The sequence below is a fragment of the Serratia fonticola genome, assembly GCF_001006005.1.
In the GTDB taxonomy this organism is placed as follows: domain Bacteria; phylum Pseudomonadota; class Gammaproteobacteria; order Enterobacterales; family Enterobacteriaceae; genus Chania; species Chania fonticola.
Genome location: NZ_CP011254.1, coordinates 2,759,612 through 2,777,232, shown reverse-complemented (window position 1 = coordinate 2,777,232; position 17,621 = coordinate 2,759,612). Strand labels below are relative to the sequence as shown.

Here is a 17,621-nt window from a genome sequence, read left to right as displayed (position 1 = left end):
AGCCGACCGTTGAGCGCACGGATGCGCGATTGCGAGCCCCCATGGATGGGTTCACGGCGTGTCGGCGTTCTGCATGACTCCCGCCAGCAACGCTATTGCGTACAGCCAGGCTAGTCTTCATCAAGCTGTAACCCCACATACAGCAACAGGCGAGCATCGAAATTGGCGAGGTTCAACCCGGTCAGCTCGGATATGCGATTGAGACGATACTCCAGCGTATTGCGGTGAATATAGAGTGCCTTGGCGGTCGCGGTGGGCTGCACATTATTCAGGAACCAGGCATTTAAGGTTCGCAATAACAATCCATTTCCGTCCATCGCCTTCAAACGCTCCAACGGCCGAGCCAGCTCATCCGCCTGCCAACCGCTACGCAGGCTGCCCAGCAACACCGGCAGCATCAGATCCTGATAATAATAGGCCCAGCTTCCAGGCATGCGCTGCTTGCCAACGGCCATGGTGGTACGCGCAGTGCGGTAGGAACGCACCAGGCTGCCTGGGCCAATGAAATAGTTGCCGAGTGCAATACGCACTCGCAAACGGCTGCTTTCATTGATCCGCACCAGCAGATTCTCCACTCGCCGCCGGTGGGCCTCCGCATCCCAGCGCCCGTGGTGATTCAGCGCCGGTTTAAGTACCACCATCTCGCTGAGAGAAACAATGGCGATCAAGTTGTCACGTTCAGGTAGCGTCAGCAGCTCCTGTAACTGCTGCAACTCGGCCATGGCGCTGTCGACCCCCAACTGGCCGCTATCCACCTCTACTACCGCCGCGACGCGGGGTTGGTTGGGATCTATCCCCAGGCGGTGCGCCCATTCCATCAAGGCTGGTGACAGCTCCTCCGTACGGATCAGGTTCAACACAAACTCTTCACGAAAGCGGCTGTCCTGCGCCAATAAACTCAACAATCGCGCCTGCTCCAGCATCATTTCAGCGGTCATGCAGACCAGTTCACCGTACTGCCGCAGTTGCACCGGATCGCCGGTCAGGCCGATGACCCCAACGATATTCCCGTCAACGTGCAACGGCAGATTAATACCGGGCCGAACGCCGTGCAAATGACGGGCAACGGCATCGTCGATAGCGACCACCCTGGCCTGAGATAGCACCAGCAATGCCCCTTCATGCAGTTCCCCCAACCGCTCAGGATCGCCACTGCCAATAATCCGGCCCCGGTTGTCCATCACGTTGATATTGCTATCAATAATTTTCATGGTGCGAGCGACAATTTCCCTGGCTAGCTTGGCATCAAGATGATACTCCGCCATTGCGTCTTATCCCCGTCGGATGATAAACCAACGTTCAGCATACCGACGCGCCTCTACGGGCACATTGTGCAGATGCCCAAATGCGTTTTGGCCGGGCACAAGTTGTGTTCAAACTCACAGTTTTTAGCCATAAAAAAAGGCACGCCGCAGCGTGCCTCTGTAGAACAACGGGACAACATTACTGCATCAGCAGATACAGCGTCGAGTCGCCACGTTGGATGTTCAACGCCAACACCGCAGGCTTGCTGTCGAGCACCTTACGCAGTTCGCCCAGGTTATTGATTGGCTGCTGGTTCACACCCATGATCACGTCGCCTTTTTTCAGCCCGATGCGCGCAGCGGCACTGCCAGGTTTCACCTTCTCAATCTTCACACCTTTCACTTTGTCGGTGCTGTTGCTCAGTTCTGCACCTTCAATACCGGTGTAAATATTGCTGGAATCAACCTGCTCCTGGCTGCTTTGCTGAAGAGTAACGTCAATGGACACTGGCTTGCCGTCGCGGATAATGCCCAGCGCCATCTTGGTGCCCACCGGCAAGCTGCCGATCTCGGCACGGAACGACGCAAAGCTGGAGATGGCTTTACCGTTCAGGGTGACAATCACGTCACCGGCCTTGATACCAGCCTTGGCAGCGGAGGATTTCGGCACAACCTGGCTGACGAATGCGCCACGCTGGGCATCCACTTTCATCGCTTGCGCCAGCTCGGAGTTCAGCTCGGTACCCATAATGCCCAGCTCACCGCGTTTCACCTGGCCATATTCCACCATTTGCGAGGTCAGGTTTTTCACCATGTTGCTTGGAATAGCGAAACCGATACCGATGTTGCCGCCGTCCGGCGCCAGGATTGCGGTGTTAATGCCAACCAGCTCACCGTTCAGGTTAACCAACGCGCCGCCGGAGTTACCCCGGTTGATCGCCGCATCGGTCTGGATAAAGTTTTCGTAGTTTTCAATGTTCAAACCGCTACGCCCCAAGGCAGAAACGATCCCGGAGGTCACTGTTTCACCCAGGCCATACGGGTTACCGATCGCCACGGTGTAGTCACCCACGCGCAGCTGCTCGGAATCGGCCATTTTGATCGCCGACAGGTTTTTGGCGTCTTTCAGCTGGATCAACGCGATATCAGAACGCGGATCCTTGCCGATCACCTTGGCTTCAAAGCGACGACCATCGCTCAATTGCACCGTGATCTTGCTGGCATTGTCTACCACGTGGTTGTTGGTGACCACATAGCCTTTTTCCGCGTTGATGATGACGCCTGAACCCAGGGCTTTAAAGGCTTCCTGGGTAGTTGGCCCACCCGGTGCGCCACCTTGGCACATTGGGGAACCCTGGAAGGGTGAACCATCCTGGCAGAACGGCGACATTTGCTGTACCGTTTTCGCATTCACCGCGGCACTCCCTTCCACGTTAATGCTTACCACTGAAGGCATCACTTTTTCCAACATCGGTGCCAGGCTTGGCAACGGTTGGGCGCTAGTGGAGGCAGAAGCCGTTTCTGCGGCATTGGCGGTAGTTACCGGACCCATTGCCAAACCAATACTCAAAGCCAGGGCGCTTAAAACCAGTGCTGTTTTTTTCATCTGTGTGTCTCTTAAAAGTCGTTCAATAGGAATAACGGGTCTTGGTGCTTAGTAAGAGCCTGCTGATTAGCTGAAGTTCCCCTGGTGCGGCTGGCTAATAGTAAACAAATATTCTCGGTCTTTACAAAACTCGAAATAATGTTCCAGCTTAAGAGTCATCTCGCTAAAATAAGCGAGAATTATCTCATGAATTTATTCCGCTGCCATTAAACGACGATATTCATCATAGGCATAAAGGTCGGTCATGCCGCTGATATAATCCTGTAACAACCGTGCCCGGAAATAATACTCCCTAATAGCCTGCTGTTCGGCCGAAAGATGCTGCAAACCTTCCACCGCCTCGACATAGGCCAGGCGATGTTTGGTAGAAAGCTTGTGAAACAGCCGCGTTTCTATCGGAAACGCCCGATGGCTGTCTTCCCGCACCAACTGGCTGAAATCGGCCAGCGACATGGCCAGCAGCGGGCTATAAATGTCCAGCAGGCCGTTGATCACCCGGTAGCCCTGGAGTTCCAACTGCTCCACTTCCGGGTGGTTGAACACGTGTTTGAACGCAACGTTCTTGAAGATAGCGAGCAGGCGGCAAGCCGGGCTGGCATCCTCCAACAAGGCTCCGTTGAAATGGCCGTGATACACCGCGTCCAGGTTATCGATAAACCGCTGGGCCGCATGGGGAACCAATTTGGCAACGGTAAATACCCGCAGGTACATAAAGAACTGATCTTCTGAACTGCGGCGCGCTGCGCTGCGCTCAATTTTGCGAAACGCACTGGCCACGGTCTTATCAAACAGATCCCCTGGAGCAATCTCGCCCCATTCCTGGGTTAAATGCTGATACAGCTGCTCCACGGTAAAGATGTTCTTTTCTACCGCGTCTTCCAGATCGGCCACGCAATAAGAAATATCATCGGCGGCTTCCATAATATAGGTGAGAGGGAAACGATCGAACTCTCCCATATGTAATTCGCGCCGCAAGCGATCGACAAAGGCTTCTTCCGCCAGATAAAACCCCGGCTTCTTCATCAGATAGCTGTGGCTGGCGGGAATATCGCTCGCCCAATAGGCCGGACGGGTATATTTCAGGATGCAGCCAACCTGCGCATAGGTCAGGTTCAATTTCAGCAACGTGTAGACCAGGCGGATCGCCTGAGCATTGCCCTCAAAGTGGCTGAGATCGTGGCGAATACGGCTGCGCAGCCGGTTAAGGTCGCTCTCCCCTTCATGCAGGCGTAACACCTCTACCTGGCAACGATCGTGGCTACCCGGCTCACTGCCACAGCTGGCGGGATCGAGCCGCTGGCGGAACCAGTCGTTGATGGCAGATTCGCCGAAATGGCCAAACGGCGGATTGCCGATATCGTGCATCAGGCAGGCCATTTCGACAATGCTCTCGAAAGGATCGAGCAGCTTGCTCAGGCCGAGCGCATCAATACGCTTTTCCTGTTTGAAACGGTTGAGGATCTCTTTGGCAATATGCCGCCCCACCTGCTGCACTTCCATCGAGTGGGTCAAACGGCTGCGGACCGCCGCGTTACGCTCCAGCGGAAACACCTGCGTCTTCTGCTGCAAACGACGTATCGCCGCAGAATTGACGATGCGACCGCGATCGCTCTCGAACTGGCGAATGATGTCGTACTCTTCTTCGGCTTCAATCGGCTTGCTAAAAGGCCGCTGAAAGCTGATCTTCTGCTTAAAGTCGATCCCGGACATCTGCTTCTCCTCCCGTTGCGCATTCCCTCCGTGATAACAATTCCCGGCGGCGGATGCAACGGTATTGCGGATTATCTCTCTCACAGAGCCATGATAGACTATGGCGCAATTTCCATACCCTATCAGCGAGTATTATTTATGAAAGTAGGCATCATCGGCGCAATGGAAGAAGAAGTTACCCTGCTGCGCGAGCAAATTGCGAACCGCCAAACCCTGCAACGTGCGGGTTGTGAGATCTATACCGGCCAAATCAACGGCGTGGAAGTCGCCCTGCTCAAATCGGGCATCGGTAAAGTGGCGGCGGCTCTGGGTACCACCCTGCTGCTGGAACAGTGCCAACCCGATGTGGTGATCAATACCGGTTCCGCCGGTGGCCTGGCCGCTACGCTGAACGTGGGCGATATCGTCGTGTCTGAAGAAGTGCGCTACCACGACGCCGACGTGACCGCCTTTGGCTATGAGCCTGGCCAGATGGCCGGTTGCCCGCCAGCGTTCGTTGCCGATCCTGCGTTGATCGAGTTAGCGGAAAACTGCATCAAACAGCTTAACCTGAACGCGGTACGCGGCCTGATTTGCAGCGGTGACGCCTTCATTAACGGTGCCGAGCCTCTGGCCCGCATCCGCAACACCTTCCCAACCGTTGCCGCCGTTGAGATGGAAGCCGCCGCCGTTGGCCACGTTTGCCATCAGTTCGGCACGCCATTCGTGGTGGTACGCGCGATTTCCGACGTTGCCGATAGTGAATCCCATATGAGCTTCGACGAGTTCCTGGCAGTGGCCGCCAAGCAATCCTCGCTGATGGTCAATGCCATGCTGCAAGCCCTGGCCAAGCGCGGTTAATGTGAAGCTGCGTCTGTGCGCCCTGCTGAGCTGGCTGATCCTGGGGATGCTGCTGCCTGCCAGCGCCGCCCAACGGGTGATCAGCCTGGCACCGAGCACCACGGAGCTTGCCTACGCGGCCGGTATGGGGGATACCCTGCTGGCCGTCAGCGCTTACTCCGATTATCCCCCTGCCGCCAAGCAGCTGGAACAGGTCGCCTCCTGGCAAGGGATCAACCTGGAACGGATCCTGGCGTTGAAACCCGATCTGGTTCTCGCCTGGCGTGGCGGTAACCCCCAGCGGGTATTGGATCAGCTCGCCTCCTTCGGCATCCCGATTTTTTATGCAGATGCCAAGAATATTGACGAAATCGCCCAATCGCTGGATGCGTTGGCGCAGTACAGCCCTCACCCAGAACAGGCACATCAGGCCGCAGCCAGCCTCCGCCAACAGGTAGATGAGCTGAAAACGCGCTATGCCAGCAATTCGCCAAGGCCTGTGCTGCTGCAGTTTGGTACCCAACCGCTGTTCACCAGTTCGGCGGCCACGTTGCAAAGCCAGGTGCTGTCCTTGTGCGGCGCAGAGAATATCTTTGCCGATAGCCCCGTGCCTTGGCCGCAAGTAAGCCGTGAACAGGTGCTGGTGCGTAAACCACAGGCCATCGTTATCAGCGGGAATGCCCAGCAGATCGCCAATGTGAAAGCCTTCTGGGGCCCACAGCTGGACGTGCCGGTGATTGCCGTTGAGGAAGATTGGTTTAACCGTGCTGGGCCACGCATCATGCTGGCGGCACAATCACTATGCGGTCAATTGGCGGAGATCCATTGATGGTATTTTGGCTGGATATTCTTGGTACGGCGGTGTTTGCCATTTCCGGCGTGTTGCTGGCGGGCAAATTACGGATGGATCCCTTTGGCGTATTGGTACTGGGGGTAGTGACCGCGGTCGGCGGCGGGACGATCCGTGATATGGCGCTCGCCAACGGCCCGGTATTCTGGGTAAAGGATCCCACCGATCTGGTGGTGGCGATGATCACCTGTGTGCTTACGCTGCTGCTGGTGCGCCAGCCGCGTCGGTTACCGAAATGGATCCTGCCGGTGCTGGATGCCATCGGGCTGGCGGTGTTCGTGGGGATCGGCGTCAATAAGGCGTTCGCCGCTGGCAGTGGGCCGCTGGTGGCCGTCTGCATGGGAGTGATCACCGGCGTCGGCGGCGGGATTATCCGCGACGTGCTGGCTCGCGAGATCCCGATGATCCTGCGAACTGAAGTCTACGCCACCGCCTGCATCGTCGGTGGCACGGTGCACGTCACGGCGTTCTACACCTTTGGCATGCCGTTACAGCATGCCATGATGCTGGGGATGATCATCACGCTGGGTATCCGCCTGGCCGCCATTCGTTGGCATCTGAAACTACCGGCGTTTATCCTCGAACAGTAATTCTTGCCTCCGCCAGCTTCGGCGGAGGCTTTCCTGCCAAGCAGGATATTCGACTATTATCTAAGCAATGTGCTATTATTTTGCGCTAATAAAATGCGCTTGAATAATGTAATCATCTGGTTAACTCTTCGTTAAAAATTATCCCGCGCCGTTAAGTTCCGTTCACTTTCGCCGATAGGTCCTATTGCTGTGGCCTGCGGATAGGTATTGTTTTGAGTTTAAGCATGAAGAAAAATCTTTTGATCGCTAGCACACTGTTGTTGAGCAGCAGTGTGCTGGCCGAAAACACCAGCGGCAAGATTGGTATCAGTCTGACGATTGTGCCTACCTGCAGCGTAACCACGACCGGCAACACGCCACAGGTAGAATGCGGCAATGGCACAGTCTTGCAGCCGAAGATGAGCCATAGCAAACGGATAGTAGACGATCGGGAAAGCGAACTGATCACCGTGGAATGGTAGGCACAAAAAAACCCGCGCACCGTACAGGCAGGCGGGTTTTTTAACGGCGGCAAATCAGATACTGAATGAAGAACCGCAGCCACAGGTGGTTTTGGCATTCGGGTTAGTCACGATAAAGCGTGAACCTTCCAACCCTTCGGTGTAATCCACCGCGCCGCCAACCAGATATTGCAGGCTCATCGGATCAACCACCAGCGCAACGCCCTGTTTCTCGATGGTCATATCGCCGTCGTTGATCTTGTCATCAAACGTGAAGCCGTACTGGAATCCACTGCAGCCGCCACCGGTAATGTAAACCCGCAACTTCAGGTTTGGATTCTCTTCGTCAGCAATCAGGAATTTCACCTTGCTTGCTGCTGCCTCGGTAAATTGCAGGGGCAGTGCTGTTTCATCACTCATACTCGTTACTCCCAACAGTGTTTCACATCAGGCGACGACGACGGTAACCTGATTAATGGTGCTGATTATCTAATACCTGAGTGTTGCGTTCAAGTATTCACCGCATTTGTTGTATTTTCTTTACCTGTTTTCTCGGCCAATTCCTGCTGCTGCTTTTGTAAGGTGCGGGCTAAAATGGCGGAATACAATGGCTTACCGCCCATAAACTGCGCCACCAGGGTCGCGCCGAGGCAGGTGATGATCATCGGTAAAATCAGCTGATAGTTATCGGTCATTTCCAATACCAGCACAATACCGGTTAACGGGGCACGCACGGTAGCGGCAAACAGCGCCCCCATGCCAGCAATAGCAAAGGTGCCAGCCTCAAGCCCATATTCAGGGAACAGGTGAGCGCCAAAAAGACCAAAAGCGGTGCCTAGCAGCGTCCCCAGGGCGAGCATCGGCGCAAAAATACCACCCGGTGCGCCTGAGCCGAAGCATAACAGCGTGGTGATCACCCGTGCGATAAAGATAAACAGCAGCATGCCAACGCTGTAATTGCCCGCCGCCGCGATCGGGATCAAGGCCGAACCACCTCCCGCTGCTGCTGGCTCGATCAGCCCAAGCACGCCACAAACGCCCCCTAGCAGGGCACCAATCAGCAGGATCTTGCTCATCTTGCCACCATGGAAACGGGCAAACATATCCTGCGTACGAAACACCAGTGCGTTAAACATCACCCCTACCGCGCCAAACACCGTCCCCAACACCAGGTACAACCACAGCGTATTGAGCGGTGCCGAAGCAAGTTTACCCACCTCGATCAGCGGACTTTCACCATTAAAAATGCGAAAGACAATGCTCGACATAATCACGCCGATAAACACCGCCTTGATGGAGATCAGGTTGTAACGAAACTGCGGCCGCATCTCTTCGATGACGAACAAGATCCCCGCCAGAGGGGCGTTGAACGCAGCGGAGAGACCGGCTGCAGCACCGGTGGCCAGCATGGAGTGGCGCGCTTCCGCGCTGCGCATACGGAAAATATCCAGCACCATTCGCCCGGCATTGGCCCCCATCTGTACCGTCGGCCCTTCACGCCCTAGCACCATGCCAGCGCCGAGCGTCCCCATACCGCCGATAAATTTCACCGGGATGACCCGCCACCAGCGCACCGGGCGTAACTCTTCCAGTGCCCCTTCGATCTCCGGGATCCCTGAACCACCCGCCTCTGGCGCAAAACGTTTGACCAGATAAAAGCCAAAAGCGGCCAGCACGGCAGACAAAATAAACGCCAGCGGCCACACCAGGAACCAGGAGTTGGCGACAGAGGCCAGGCCCGACAGCCGCTGCTGTTGCACCCACTCCACCGCTTTATCAAAAGCGACGCCCAACAATCCCGCCAACGTCCCTACCACCGCCGCCATGATCAGGATGACAACCGGCGTTTTATCCTGGCGAATAAACTGACGGACCCTATAGTTGCGAGTCAGGCGCACGCCTGAAGCCGCAGGAGGCTGTTGCTGTAATTCAGTCATAGTGAGTTCATTATTGAATTGAAAAATCAGACTAATAGCGATGTAAGCTATTCTAGCTCAGTCGTTGTCTTACCGCCCCCTCAAAATAGGTATCGGTCTATGATCGTTTCATAACTCCGTACTCTCCACTAGAATAGCGCGGTCAAATCATTCAAAAGCAAACCCAGGAGCCGGTTTATGAGCTTACACAGTAAGTCCGAAAGTCTGTACGCCCAGGCGCAACAGCTGATCCCAGGCGGAGTCAACTCCCCAGTGCGTGCATTCACCGGTGTAGGCGGTACCCCGCTGTTTATCGAACGTGCCGACGGTGCCTATCTGTTTGATGCCGATGGTAAAGCCTATATCGATTATGTCGGTTCCTGGGGCCCGATGGTGCTGGGCCATAACCATCCGGCGATCCGCAATGCGGTGATCGAGGCGGCGCAGCGCGGCCTGAGCTTCGGCGCACCTACCGAGATGGAAGTGAAAATGGCCGAGTTGGTGACCAATCTGGTCCCAACCATGGATATGGTGCGTATGGTGAACTCCGGTACCGAAGCCACCATGAGCGCCATTCGTCTGGCGCGTGGCTATACCAACCGCGACAAGATCATCAAGTTTGAAGGCTGCTACCACGGCCACGCCGACTGCCTGTTGGTAAAAGCCGGTTCCGGCGCACTGACGCTGGGCCAGCCGAACTCACCGGGCGTGCCGGCAGACTTCGCCAAGCACACGCTGACCTGTACCTATAACGATCTCGACTCCGTGCGTACCGCATTCGAGCAGTACCCTTCAGAGATCGCCTGCATCATCGTTGAGCCGGTCGCGGGCAACATGAACTGCATTCCACCGCTGCCAGACTTCCTGCCGGGCCTGCGCGCCCTGTGTGACAAGTATGGCGCGCTGTTGATCATTGACGAAGTGATGACCGGTTTCCGCGTCGCGCTGGCCGGTGCTCAGTCTTATTACGATGTGGTACCAGACCTGACCTGCCTGGGCAAAATTATCGGTGGAGGGATGCCAGTGGGGGCCTTCGGTGGCCGCCGTGAAGTGATGGCCGCTCTGGCACCTACCGGGCCGGTGTATCAGGCTGGTACGCTGTCTGGCAACCCGATTGCCATGGCCGCCGGTTTCGCCTGCCTGACCGAGGTTTCCCAGGTTGGCATTCACCAGACCTTGACCGAACTGACCAACAAGCTGGCAGAAGGCCTATTGGCGGCGGCCAAGGCAGAGAACATACCGTTTGTCGTCAACCATGTAGGCGGCATGTTCGGGCTGTTCTTTACCGATGCGCCAACGGTCACCTGCTATCAGGACGTGATGGGTTGCGATGTCGAGCGCTTCAAGCGCTTCTTCCATCTGATGTTGGATGAGGGGGTTTATCTGGCCCCGTCGGCATTCGAGGCTGGCTTTATGTCTGTCGCACACAGCGACGAAGATATTCAGCGCACCGTCGATGCCGCACGCCGCTGCTTCGCCAAGCTGTAATCTTCTGGCGGGCGCCACTCGGCGCCCGCCGTTACCTTCAGAGCAAGGTACCGTAAATCGTCAATATCGCCACGACCACCACCACAATCAGGGTCACTTTACGCGCTAACGTTACCGCTGCACGCGGCGTCTGAACCGGGTCCATATGCGGTTCACGGGCCAGAGAGAACTGCGCCAAACGCGTCAACACCTGGTACTGCGGAGTATGACGATCCCCCAGCGAAGCAAACCACGCGGGCAGCGCCCTTTCACCATGCCCAATCAACGCATACGCCACCCCAGCCAGACGAACCGGGATCCAGTCCAACACATGCAGCAGGAAGTCGATCCCCGTTTGTGAGCGTTGCAGCGGTGAATGATGCCGTGCCAGCCAGGTTTGGTAGGCCCGTAGAAAAGCATAGCCTGCCAGAGCGAGTGGCCCGTATGGCCCGCACACCGCAAACCAGAACAGCGGTGCCAGATAGTAACGATAGTTAATCCACACCAAAGCGTTTTGCAGTTCACGCAAGCGCTCTGCCTCGCTGCAATCCACCGGTAAACCGTGGATCAGCGCCAGCTCTTCCGCCATCTGATCGCTGGCGTGGGTATCGCCCTGCCGCGCGGCCTGCAAATAGGCTCGATAATGTTTGCGTGTGATCCCGGCCCCAACGCACAGCAGACCAATCACAATCCACAACAGTAGCGCCACAACGCCGAAGAACAGGCCCTGGGCCAACCACAGGATGCCCCAGACGATAAACATCCAGACCAGGGTCATTGCCAACGTTTGTGCCAAAGAAAACCGATGCAGCCGCTGAAACACTACTTCTAAACGATGGTCCAACTGCCAATGCTCACCCAGTTTAAACAGGCGTTCCCACGCCAAAACCAGTAACAGCGTAAACAGCGTCATTAGCTAATCCTCTCCTTCTGTCTGTTCCCCAGCATAATACTTGCGGTGGGACGAGTGCCAGCAGCAGAGTAGCATGTTTACGAGAAGTGAATTTAATGCATTGATAATAAATGGATTTGTTACCTGCACTACCACATCAAGCACGGTACCCGGCAGTCGCGGCCTGTTGATGCCAGTCAGTACAAAAAATCATCTTAACGTACACTCTTTTTCGTTTCTCAAAGGTAGTCCTAAAATAACGCGGTGAATGGCCTATATCCAGTATCTTATTAGGCGGTGTACTTGGTCCACGAACCGATGCAACTTGCCGGGAAGTGCCGAAGGATAAGCATTTGACGGGTAAAATCTTTACCCAGCGCATTGAGCGCAATAATCTGACGCTGAGAACCAGAATCAAAAGGTTGGCCCGCAGAACCATTTGCTTTTCACGTTCTGTAGAACTTCATGAAAAGGTTATCGGAGCTTTTATCGAAAAATACATATTCTACTAACTGGAAACATTACCAAATATCCTATGCTAAGCCATTTTGTTTCCGGCGAAGCCCCCCCATTAACAAAGCCGCATCTACGCAATGATGCCGAGGACTTTTAATAGAATGAAAGTAGCGTGCTTGTGGCATGCTACTTTCAGGTAAATGACCTATATCCAGATATCTTGACGGTGATAAATATAGGCATGTTATTTCAATAATTAAACAGGCTAAGTGTTATAATATACACTTTCCATTATTAAACTCCAATAATACCAAAAAATCATCAAGGAGCCAGACCTTCCTCCCAAGTTGTTGCGCCCACTTGAATCATTGAACGTTCACAATCATATACCTCGAAAGGATCTTTAATGTTATAGAATGGCTCGTAGTATCGGGCTGTTCGAGATGAGTCATTAGCGTCGGTAGGGTAACGAGGTGCCGTCCTACTTGTATAATAGTATTTTCCATCAGACAGATCTTTAAACAACAACGTATAGATAGGCGATAATACCAAATACTCTTGGTCATTAGGCTGACTTTGGACTACCCAACCGCTAGCCAGACGAACATAATTATTATCAACCACATCACCTTCCTCAGCTTTATAGAGTTGATGAATAATGTTTGCTTGAATTTGTTTCATACTACATCCTTTTGATACACACGAAGTGTAGATTATTAATTATTAAAAATTTATTACTGAGCTTTAAACTCACCAAACAATTGTCTGGATAAACAGTATCCCAAATAGCAAAAGGTATAGCTATTCAACACTGTTGTACTAGAGTTGAAACAACGTGGGGATATGCGTTCATTTTCTCAAAAGGTGTCATCTAAAAGGAAATATTTAAGTAATAACATATTGTTGAGTATATTTTTGAACATATCACGCCTGCGGCGTGAGCGGCGCTGCTACGGTTGGGTTTCAGACCCCGCTTACAGTTGTTCCTTCCTATTAACACCCCCTCACTCTCCCTGCACATGCAATGCACCACACTGCGTAGGGGCGCTGCATGCCGCGCCCGTGTTAAGGTCAGATGTGAGAGTAAAATTGTGGCACATGCAGTCCCCGCTCACTAAAGCACAAGGTTAGGGTGAGGGGGATTAGAGCATCATTAACCTATTGATATTATGTAAAACTAGCGGCTGGCACGGGGCTATAAAACAGAGTAGCATGTGGATCCACCGACCTATCGTCCATTTCCGGAGTTTGCCATGCCGACCCGTCGCTACAGTGCCGACAGCCGCCGTACCGCGCTTCTCGAACGTATTGCCAATGATGTCCCTGCCACCGTCGCCCAGGCGCTGAGTGAAGATCTTGGGGGAACCGTAGATGCCGAGCGCGATATCACCGCACAACTGCTACCCGCAGATAAGCAGGCCAATGCCACGGTGATCACCCGTGAACCCGGCGTTTTCTGTGGCCGCCGCTGGTTGGAAGAGGTGTTTATCCAACTGGGTGGACAGGTGAAGATCGAGTGGTTGGTGGAAGATGGCGATAAGCTGGTGCCCAACCAGCCGCTATGCCACCTGAGCGGCCCTGCGCGTATATTGCTGACGGGCGAACGTACCGCGCTGAACTTTGTGCAAACGCTGTCCGGCGTAGCCACGGCGGTAAGCCGCTATGTAGCGTTGCTGCAAGGCACACAAACCCGGCTGCTGGACACCCGCAAGACACTGCCTGGCCTACGCACCGCGCTGAAATATGCCGTGCTGTGCGGCGGTGGCAGCAATCACCGTCTGGGCCTCTCGGATGCTTTCCTGATCAAGGAAAACCACATCATTGCTTCTGGCTCGATCAAAAACGCGGTAGAGAAAGCCTTCTGGCTGCATGCCGACGTGCCGGTAGAGGTGGAGGTCGAATCGCTGGATGAGCTGCAACAGGCGCTGGATGCCGGTGCCGATATTGTGATGCTGGATAATTTCAGCGTCGAGATGATGCGTGATGCCGTTGCCCTGGCCCAGGGACGCACGCAGTTGGAAGTTTCCGGTAACGTCACCGATCAAACCCTGCGCGAGTTTGCCGAAACCGGGGTGGATTATATCTCTGTCGGGGCGCTGACCAAACACGTTACCGCGCTCGATCTGTCAATGCGTTTTCACTGATCCTGGTATTGGCAACGCCTCTTCCTGGGGCGTTGTTGAACCAGGAAAATCAAGAGTCACGTCATAACGTGTTGCATTCTACGCCCAAATTATACAGCCCTCCGAGCTTATCACCTGCCGCCGCAATCTACTGAACCGCTCCTGACCAAAACGGAAGTATAACTAATTTGCATCGCCTATAAATTAATATTATCTCCCCAAAATCAAAGAATGATCCTATAGTGCCAATCATTGATAAAGCAGAAATATCCTAGTCATTAATCAAGTCACTACCCTATATCTTTTTGATGTTTGCTGAATATTTTGATCATGGATTGAACTCATTCCAAATAACCTTTTTTGAGGGTTATTTGTATAAAGCTCAGTAATAAACGCAGGAGACGTTTCTTAACGATAAGGACGTCAAAAACATTTAATAAGGGAAAAACATGAAAAAGATCCTTCTGTCTGTAGTCGCTGCTGCCATTCTGTCATCCACCGTGGCTAACGCCGCCCCCGGCATCAACAAAAAAATCTCTATCGTTGCCACCATTAACGATGCGATTTTTGTTTCTAAACCGGATGGCAGCACCTGGTACGACACAGAGGAACTGTTCGCCAGCGATCGCTACCAGACTACTTTTGCTTCTAACGATCTGCCGGTGCGTATTTATAGCACCACGGACAAAGTTGATGTGACCATGGTTCAACCTTTGACCGTGACCCGTGCAGATAGCGCGCAGTTAGACGGCGTAAAAGTGACTCTAGGCGGCATGGAGTTGAGCACTGCAACTGCTGCAGAACTCACTCAGACCACTCCAGTAACAGGCGGTTTTGATAACACCTATACCCTGAAGATCACTGCTGATGCGCCAACCAACGTTGCTGCTGGCACGACTACCAATGGTGACTACCAGGGCGATTTGGTGATGCTGTTCGAACCAATGCCATAAGATCCAACCTTTGGTAAGCTGATTATATTTGACCTGATCGTTAGCCAATAAATGGATGAGAACCAGGCTATAATATAGAAGTAAAAATAGGGTTAAAACTCTAACCCTATTATTCAATCGTTATCACTCCTATTGTTTCACCATGGTGATTACGGTTTGGCATCCGTTACCCTGTTATAAAAGCATAAAAAACCATTCAATAACGGGTTGCTTAATTTAACCGGACATTTTGGTTAAGCAATTATTCGCGGCACTTTTTAATCTACTTATGGAACGGACTCTCCATGGCCAAAGCTATCCCAGGATGGGCAACCGGATTATTGCTGTTGGCCCCATCAGCAGCAACCTATGCAGATAATGCCCAAATTGAATACCAGGTTCCCGCGGGTTTTTCTGAAGCTGAGCAGGATAAATCCATGCAGTTTCTCGCCACGCTGGATGGCAAGCCCTTACCAGGTGCGATCAGTTGGTCCGCACAAAAAAGCCGCCTGACTTTTGATGAAGCACTGTTCCTCCAGAACGGTATCACAACGAAGCAGATAGACTTGTTGAATAAAGTGTTGATGAAAATACCCTACTCCCTCTGCCCTGGTGGCTGCGACTATAGCATCAGCGGTCAGACAGTTTCTCTGGATAAGGTCAAGCAGTCGATCAGCATCGCCGATGGCAAGCAGCGTTACGTGCAGCCACAGACCATGATGGGATTCATTCATAACCAGTCGCTAGATGTGCGCACCGCGTCCAACAACTACCACTCGGTTGCGGCAACGGGTCAGGCCTATCTTGGCATGCCATTCCAGAGCTATGGCTACCTGAATTGGTATTACAACGAGAGCAAAAGCTACGATACCCAGACTAACGATCAGGGTGTCAGTACCTGGTATCTGCAGAAAAACTTCTCCAGTACTTACCTGCGCAGTGGCCGCCAGGACAGCCGGGATTTTGCGGCCGGCAGCGTCAGCACCACTATCAGCCCGAGCTTTGACCAGTTTATCACCCTCGGCAGCCAGGATAACCTCAAACGCGATAACCAGTCGGCTGGCAAGATGGTGTTGTTCGCCACCAGCGATGGTGACTACGAGTTCTACCGCGACGGACGCCTGATCCGCCGCTTACCTGCCACAATTGGCCGCAACGAGATTGACTACAACCAGTTGCCGGGCGGCTTCTACAATGTGGAAATCCGTCTGATCAACCGGAGTGGTCAAGTGGTTAGCCGCGAAAACCAACAGATTGCCAACCTGAACTATGGGGCGAATGCTGGCTGGTTCGTGACCTTGGGTAAGGAGCTGGATACCCAGGAAAATCTGGCAAGCGCCGGAGCCAACTTCAGCACCAACTGGTTTGCCATGAGTAGTGCATTACTCAAGGGGACGGGTAGAAAATGGGCAATGGAACACAATGTCACCCGCCCCATGCAGGTTGGTGATGTGGATATTACCCCTACCGCAGGCGTCATGGCGGGCGAGAAGAGCGTCGGCGGCTATGCCAGCCTGAGCATTGGCAGCCCTCTATTAGGCTACCTGAGTGCCTCGCAGTACCAGAATACAACGGTATCCGAGTTCTATCGGGGCAATGACAGCACCACGCTGTCATACAGCCGGCAGTTCGGGGCGACGCGTATGGCTTATCACTACAGCCCTTTCGCGCGCAGCGAACGTCACCAGTTACAAAGCACCTGGAACTGGCGCGGTAACGGAGTCTGGGCGGTGATTTCTACCGGTTTACAGAAGGGGGGGTTTGATACCAGCAACAACAACTACGGGCTGTTTCTGAATACCACCATCATGTTGGACCGTAACACAGGTACGTTTAATGCCGCTTATAACAATGGCAAATTGCACACTGGCGGTAGCTATAGCCGTGAGTTTGAAGACGTTAACGGCACAACCTACGCCGGATTGGACTTCAGTGAAATCGGCCGTACCAACGCCATTGGCGTCAACGCCCGCCGCAGCGGCTCGCGTGGTGACGTATCCGGCCGCATCGGTGTAGACGATCGCATCACCAACACCAGCTTTAACTACAACGGCATGCTGGCAGCAAGCCGCGACGGTATTGCCCTGGGGCGTACCAGCCCGAGCGGTGCCGCAATGCTGGTGACTACGCCTGCGTTAGGCGATGTGAAGTACGGTTTCAAGGTCGAAGGTTCTCCGGTTGCTGGTGGCAGCACTTATGCGGTGCCACTGGCCAGTTATCAGGACGTGGCCTTCGCCCGCGCGCAGTCGGTGGATGCCAATACGGATATGAACATTCGCCTGCCTGCCAACGTCCTTCGTGCCCATCCAGGGCAAGTCTACCCGGTGATGGCCGAGGTCGAAATGAACCTGCTGTATAACGGTTTTCTAGAGGACAACCATGGGTTACCGGTGAGTGGTACGTTGCAAGAAACCGGCGACACCGTCTACCCGAACGGCCTGTTCTCAGTCGCGACATCGATGATGCTGCAGGTGGTCACCGTCAATGGCAAACAGGGGCGTTATCAGTGCGATCTGAGTCAACGCCAGAATAACAACCGTTACCTCTGCCAGCACCTGTAAGGGTTGGCGATTAAC

At 53.9% G+C, this 17,621-nt stretch carries 15 protein-coding genes and 1 pseudogene; 9 read left to right on the top strand and 7 right to left on the bottom strand.

The features are described 5' to 3' along the window. Window positions 1-110 precede the first annotated feature (110 nt). The 3 genes from WN53_RS12350 to dgt form a co-directional block, all read right to left on the bottom strand. Entirely contained in the window at window positions 111-1,265 is a 1,155-nt protein-coding gene (locus WN53_RS12350) for a CdaR family transcriptional regulator (RefSeq protein ID WP_024483473.1), read from the bottom strand. A 178-nt stretch (window positions 1,266-1,443) separates the two neighbouring features. Beyond that, window positions 1,444-2,850: a serine endoprotease DegP gene (degP, locus tag WN53_RS12345; protein ID WP_024483474.1), complete on the bottom strand. Its 1,407-nt coding sequence runs from the start codon at window positions 2,848-2,850 to the stop codon at window positions 1,444-1,446. 192 nt (window positions 2,851-3,042) lie between these two features. Then, window positions 3,043-4,560, bottom strand: a complete 1,518-nt coding sequence (gene dgt / locus WN53_RS12340; RefSeq protein ID WP_024483475.1) for a dGTPase — start codon at window positions 4,558-4,560, stop codon at window positions 3,043-3,045. 138 nt (window positions 4,561-4,698) lie between these two features. Between dgt and mtnN the strand changes: the two genes are divergently transcribed. The 4 genes from mtnN (at window position 4,699) to WN53_RS12320 (ending at window position 7,280) form a co-directional block, all read left to right on the top strand. Next, entirely contained in the window at window positions 4,699-5,400 is a 702-nt protein-coding gene (gene mtnN, locus WN53_RS12335) for a 5'-methylthioadenosine/S-adenosylhomocysteine nucleosidase (RefSeq protein ID WP_024483476.1), read from the top strand. Between the two features lie 46 nt (window positions 5,401-5,446). Beyond that, on the top strand, window positions 5,447-6,208 hold the full coding sequence (gene btuF / locus WN53_RS12330; RefSeq protein ID WP_235166937.1) for a vitamin B12 ABC transporter substrate-binding protein BtuF: 762 nt from the start codon (window positions 5,447-5,449) through the stop codon (window positions 6,206-6,208). After that, entirely contained in the window at window positions 6,205-6,819 is a 615-nt protein-coding gene (locus WN53_RS12325) for a TRIC cation channel family protein (RefSeq protein ID WP_024483478.1), read from the top strand. Before btuF ends, WN53_RS12325 begins: the two co-directional genes overlap by 4 nt. A 224-nt stretch (window positions 6,820-7,043) precedes the next feature. Beyond that, complete coding sequence (locus WN53_RS12320; protein ID WP_024483479.1) at window positions 7,044-7,280, top strand: hypothetical protein; 237 nt, start codon at window positions 7,044-7,046, stop codon at window positions 7,278-7,280. A gap of 54 nt (window positions 7,281-7,334) precedes the next feature. Here WN53_RS12320 and erpA read toward each other — a convergent pair whose 3' ends face one another. Together erpA and clcA are read right to left on the bottom strand one after the other, a co-directional pair. Then, on the bottom strand, window positions 7,335-7,679 hold the full coding sequence (erpA, locus tag WN53_RS12315) for an iron-sulfur cluster insertion protein ErpA (protein ID WP_021179368.1): 345 nt from the start codon (window positions 7,677-7,679) through the stop codon (window positions 7,335-7,337). Window positions 7,680-7,768: 89 nt separating this feature from the next. Then, complete coding sequence (clcA, locus tag WN53_RS12310) at window positions 7,769-9,196, bottom strand: H(+)/Cl(-) exchange transporter ClcA (protein WP_024483480.1); 1,428 nt, start codon at window positions 9,194-9,196, stop codon at window positions 7,769-7,771. A 177-nt stretch (window positions 9,197-9,373) separates the two neighbouring features. On the opposite strand from clcA, the gene hemL reads away from it, so the two are divergent. After that, window positions 9,374-10,663, top strand: coding sequence for a glutamate-1-semialdehyde 2,1-aminomutase (gene hemL / locus WN53_RS12305; RefSeq protein ID WP_024483481.1), 1,290 nt, complete (start codon window positions 9,374-9,376; stop codon window positions 10,661-10,663). A 37-nt stretch (window positions 10,664-10,700) separates the two neighbouring features. Here the strand turns inward: hemL and ampE are convergent, their stop codons facing one another. Then, on the bottom strand, window positions 10,701-11,555 hold the full coding sequence (ampE, locus tag WN53_RS12300; RefSeq protein ID WP_024483482.1) for a beta-lactamase regulator AmpE: 855 nt from the start codon (window positions 11,553-11,555) through the stop codon (window positions 10,701-10,703). Between the two features lie 302 nt (window positions 11,556-11,857). Here ampE and WN53_RS27280 point away from each other — a divergent pair. Further along, window positions 11,858-12,046, top strand: a pseudogene (locus WN53_RS27280) (IS1 family transposase); the annotation flags it as partial. Window positions 12,047-12,311: 265 nt separating this feature from the next. Here the strand turns inward: WN53_RS27280 and WN53_RS12295 are convergent. After that, a complete protein-coding gene (locus WN53_RS12295) occupies window positions 12,312-12,671 on the bottom strand; it encodes a hypothetical protein (protein WP_024483483.1) in 360 nt (119 codons plus the stop codon). 572 nt (window positions 12,672-13,243) lie between these two features. On the opposite strand from WN53_RS12295, the gene nadC reads away from it, so the two are divergent. From nadC to WN53_RS12280, 3 genes are all read left to right on the top strand, one after another. Next, window positions 13,244-14,134, top strand: coding sequence for a carboxylating nicotinate-nucleotide diphosphorylase (gene nadC, locus WN53_RS12290; protein ID WP_024483484.1), 891 nt, complete (start codon window positions 13,244-13,246; stop codon window positions 14,132-14,134). A gap of 428 nt (window positions 14,135-14,562) precedes the next feature. After that, window positions 14,563-15,066 (top strand): CS1 type fimbrial major subunit, encoded by a 504-nt coding sequence (locus tag WN53_RS12285; RefSeq protein ID WP_024483485.1) that lies wholly within the window; start codon window positions 14,563-14,565, stop codon window positions 15,064-15,066. A gap of 284 nt (window positions 15,067-15,350) precedes the next feature. After that, window positions 15,351-17,606, top strand: a complete 2,256-nt coding sequence (locus WN53_RS12280; protein WP_024483486.1) for a TcfC E-set like domain-containing protein — start codon at window positions 15,351-15,353, stop codon at window positions 17,604-17,606. Window positions 17,607-17,621: the final 15 nt, after the last annotated feature.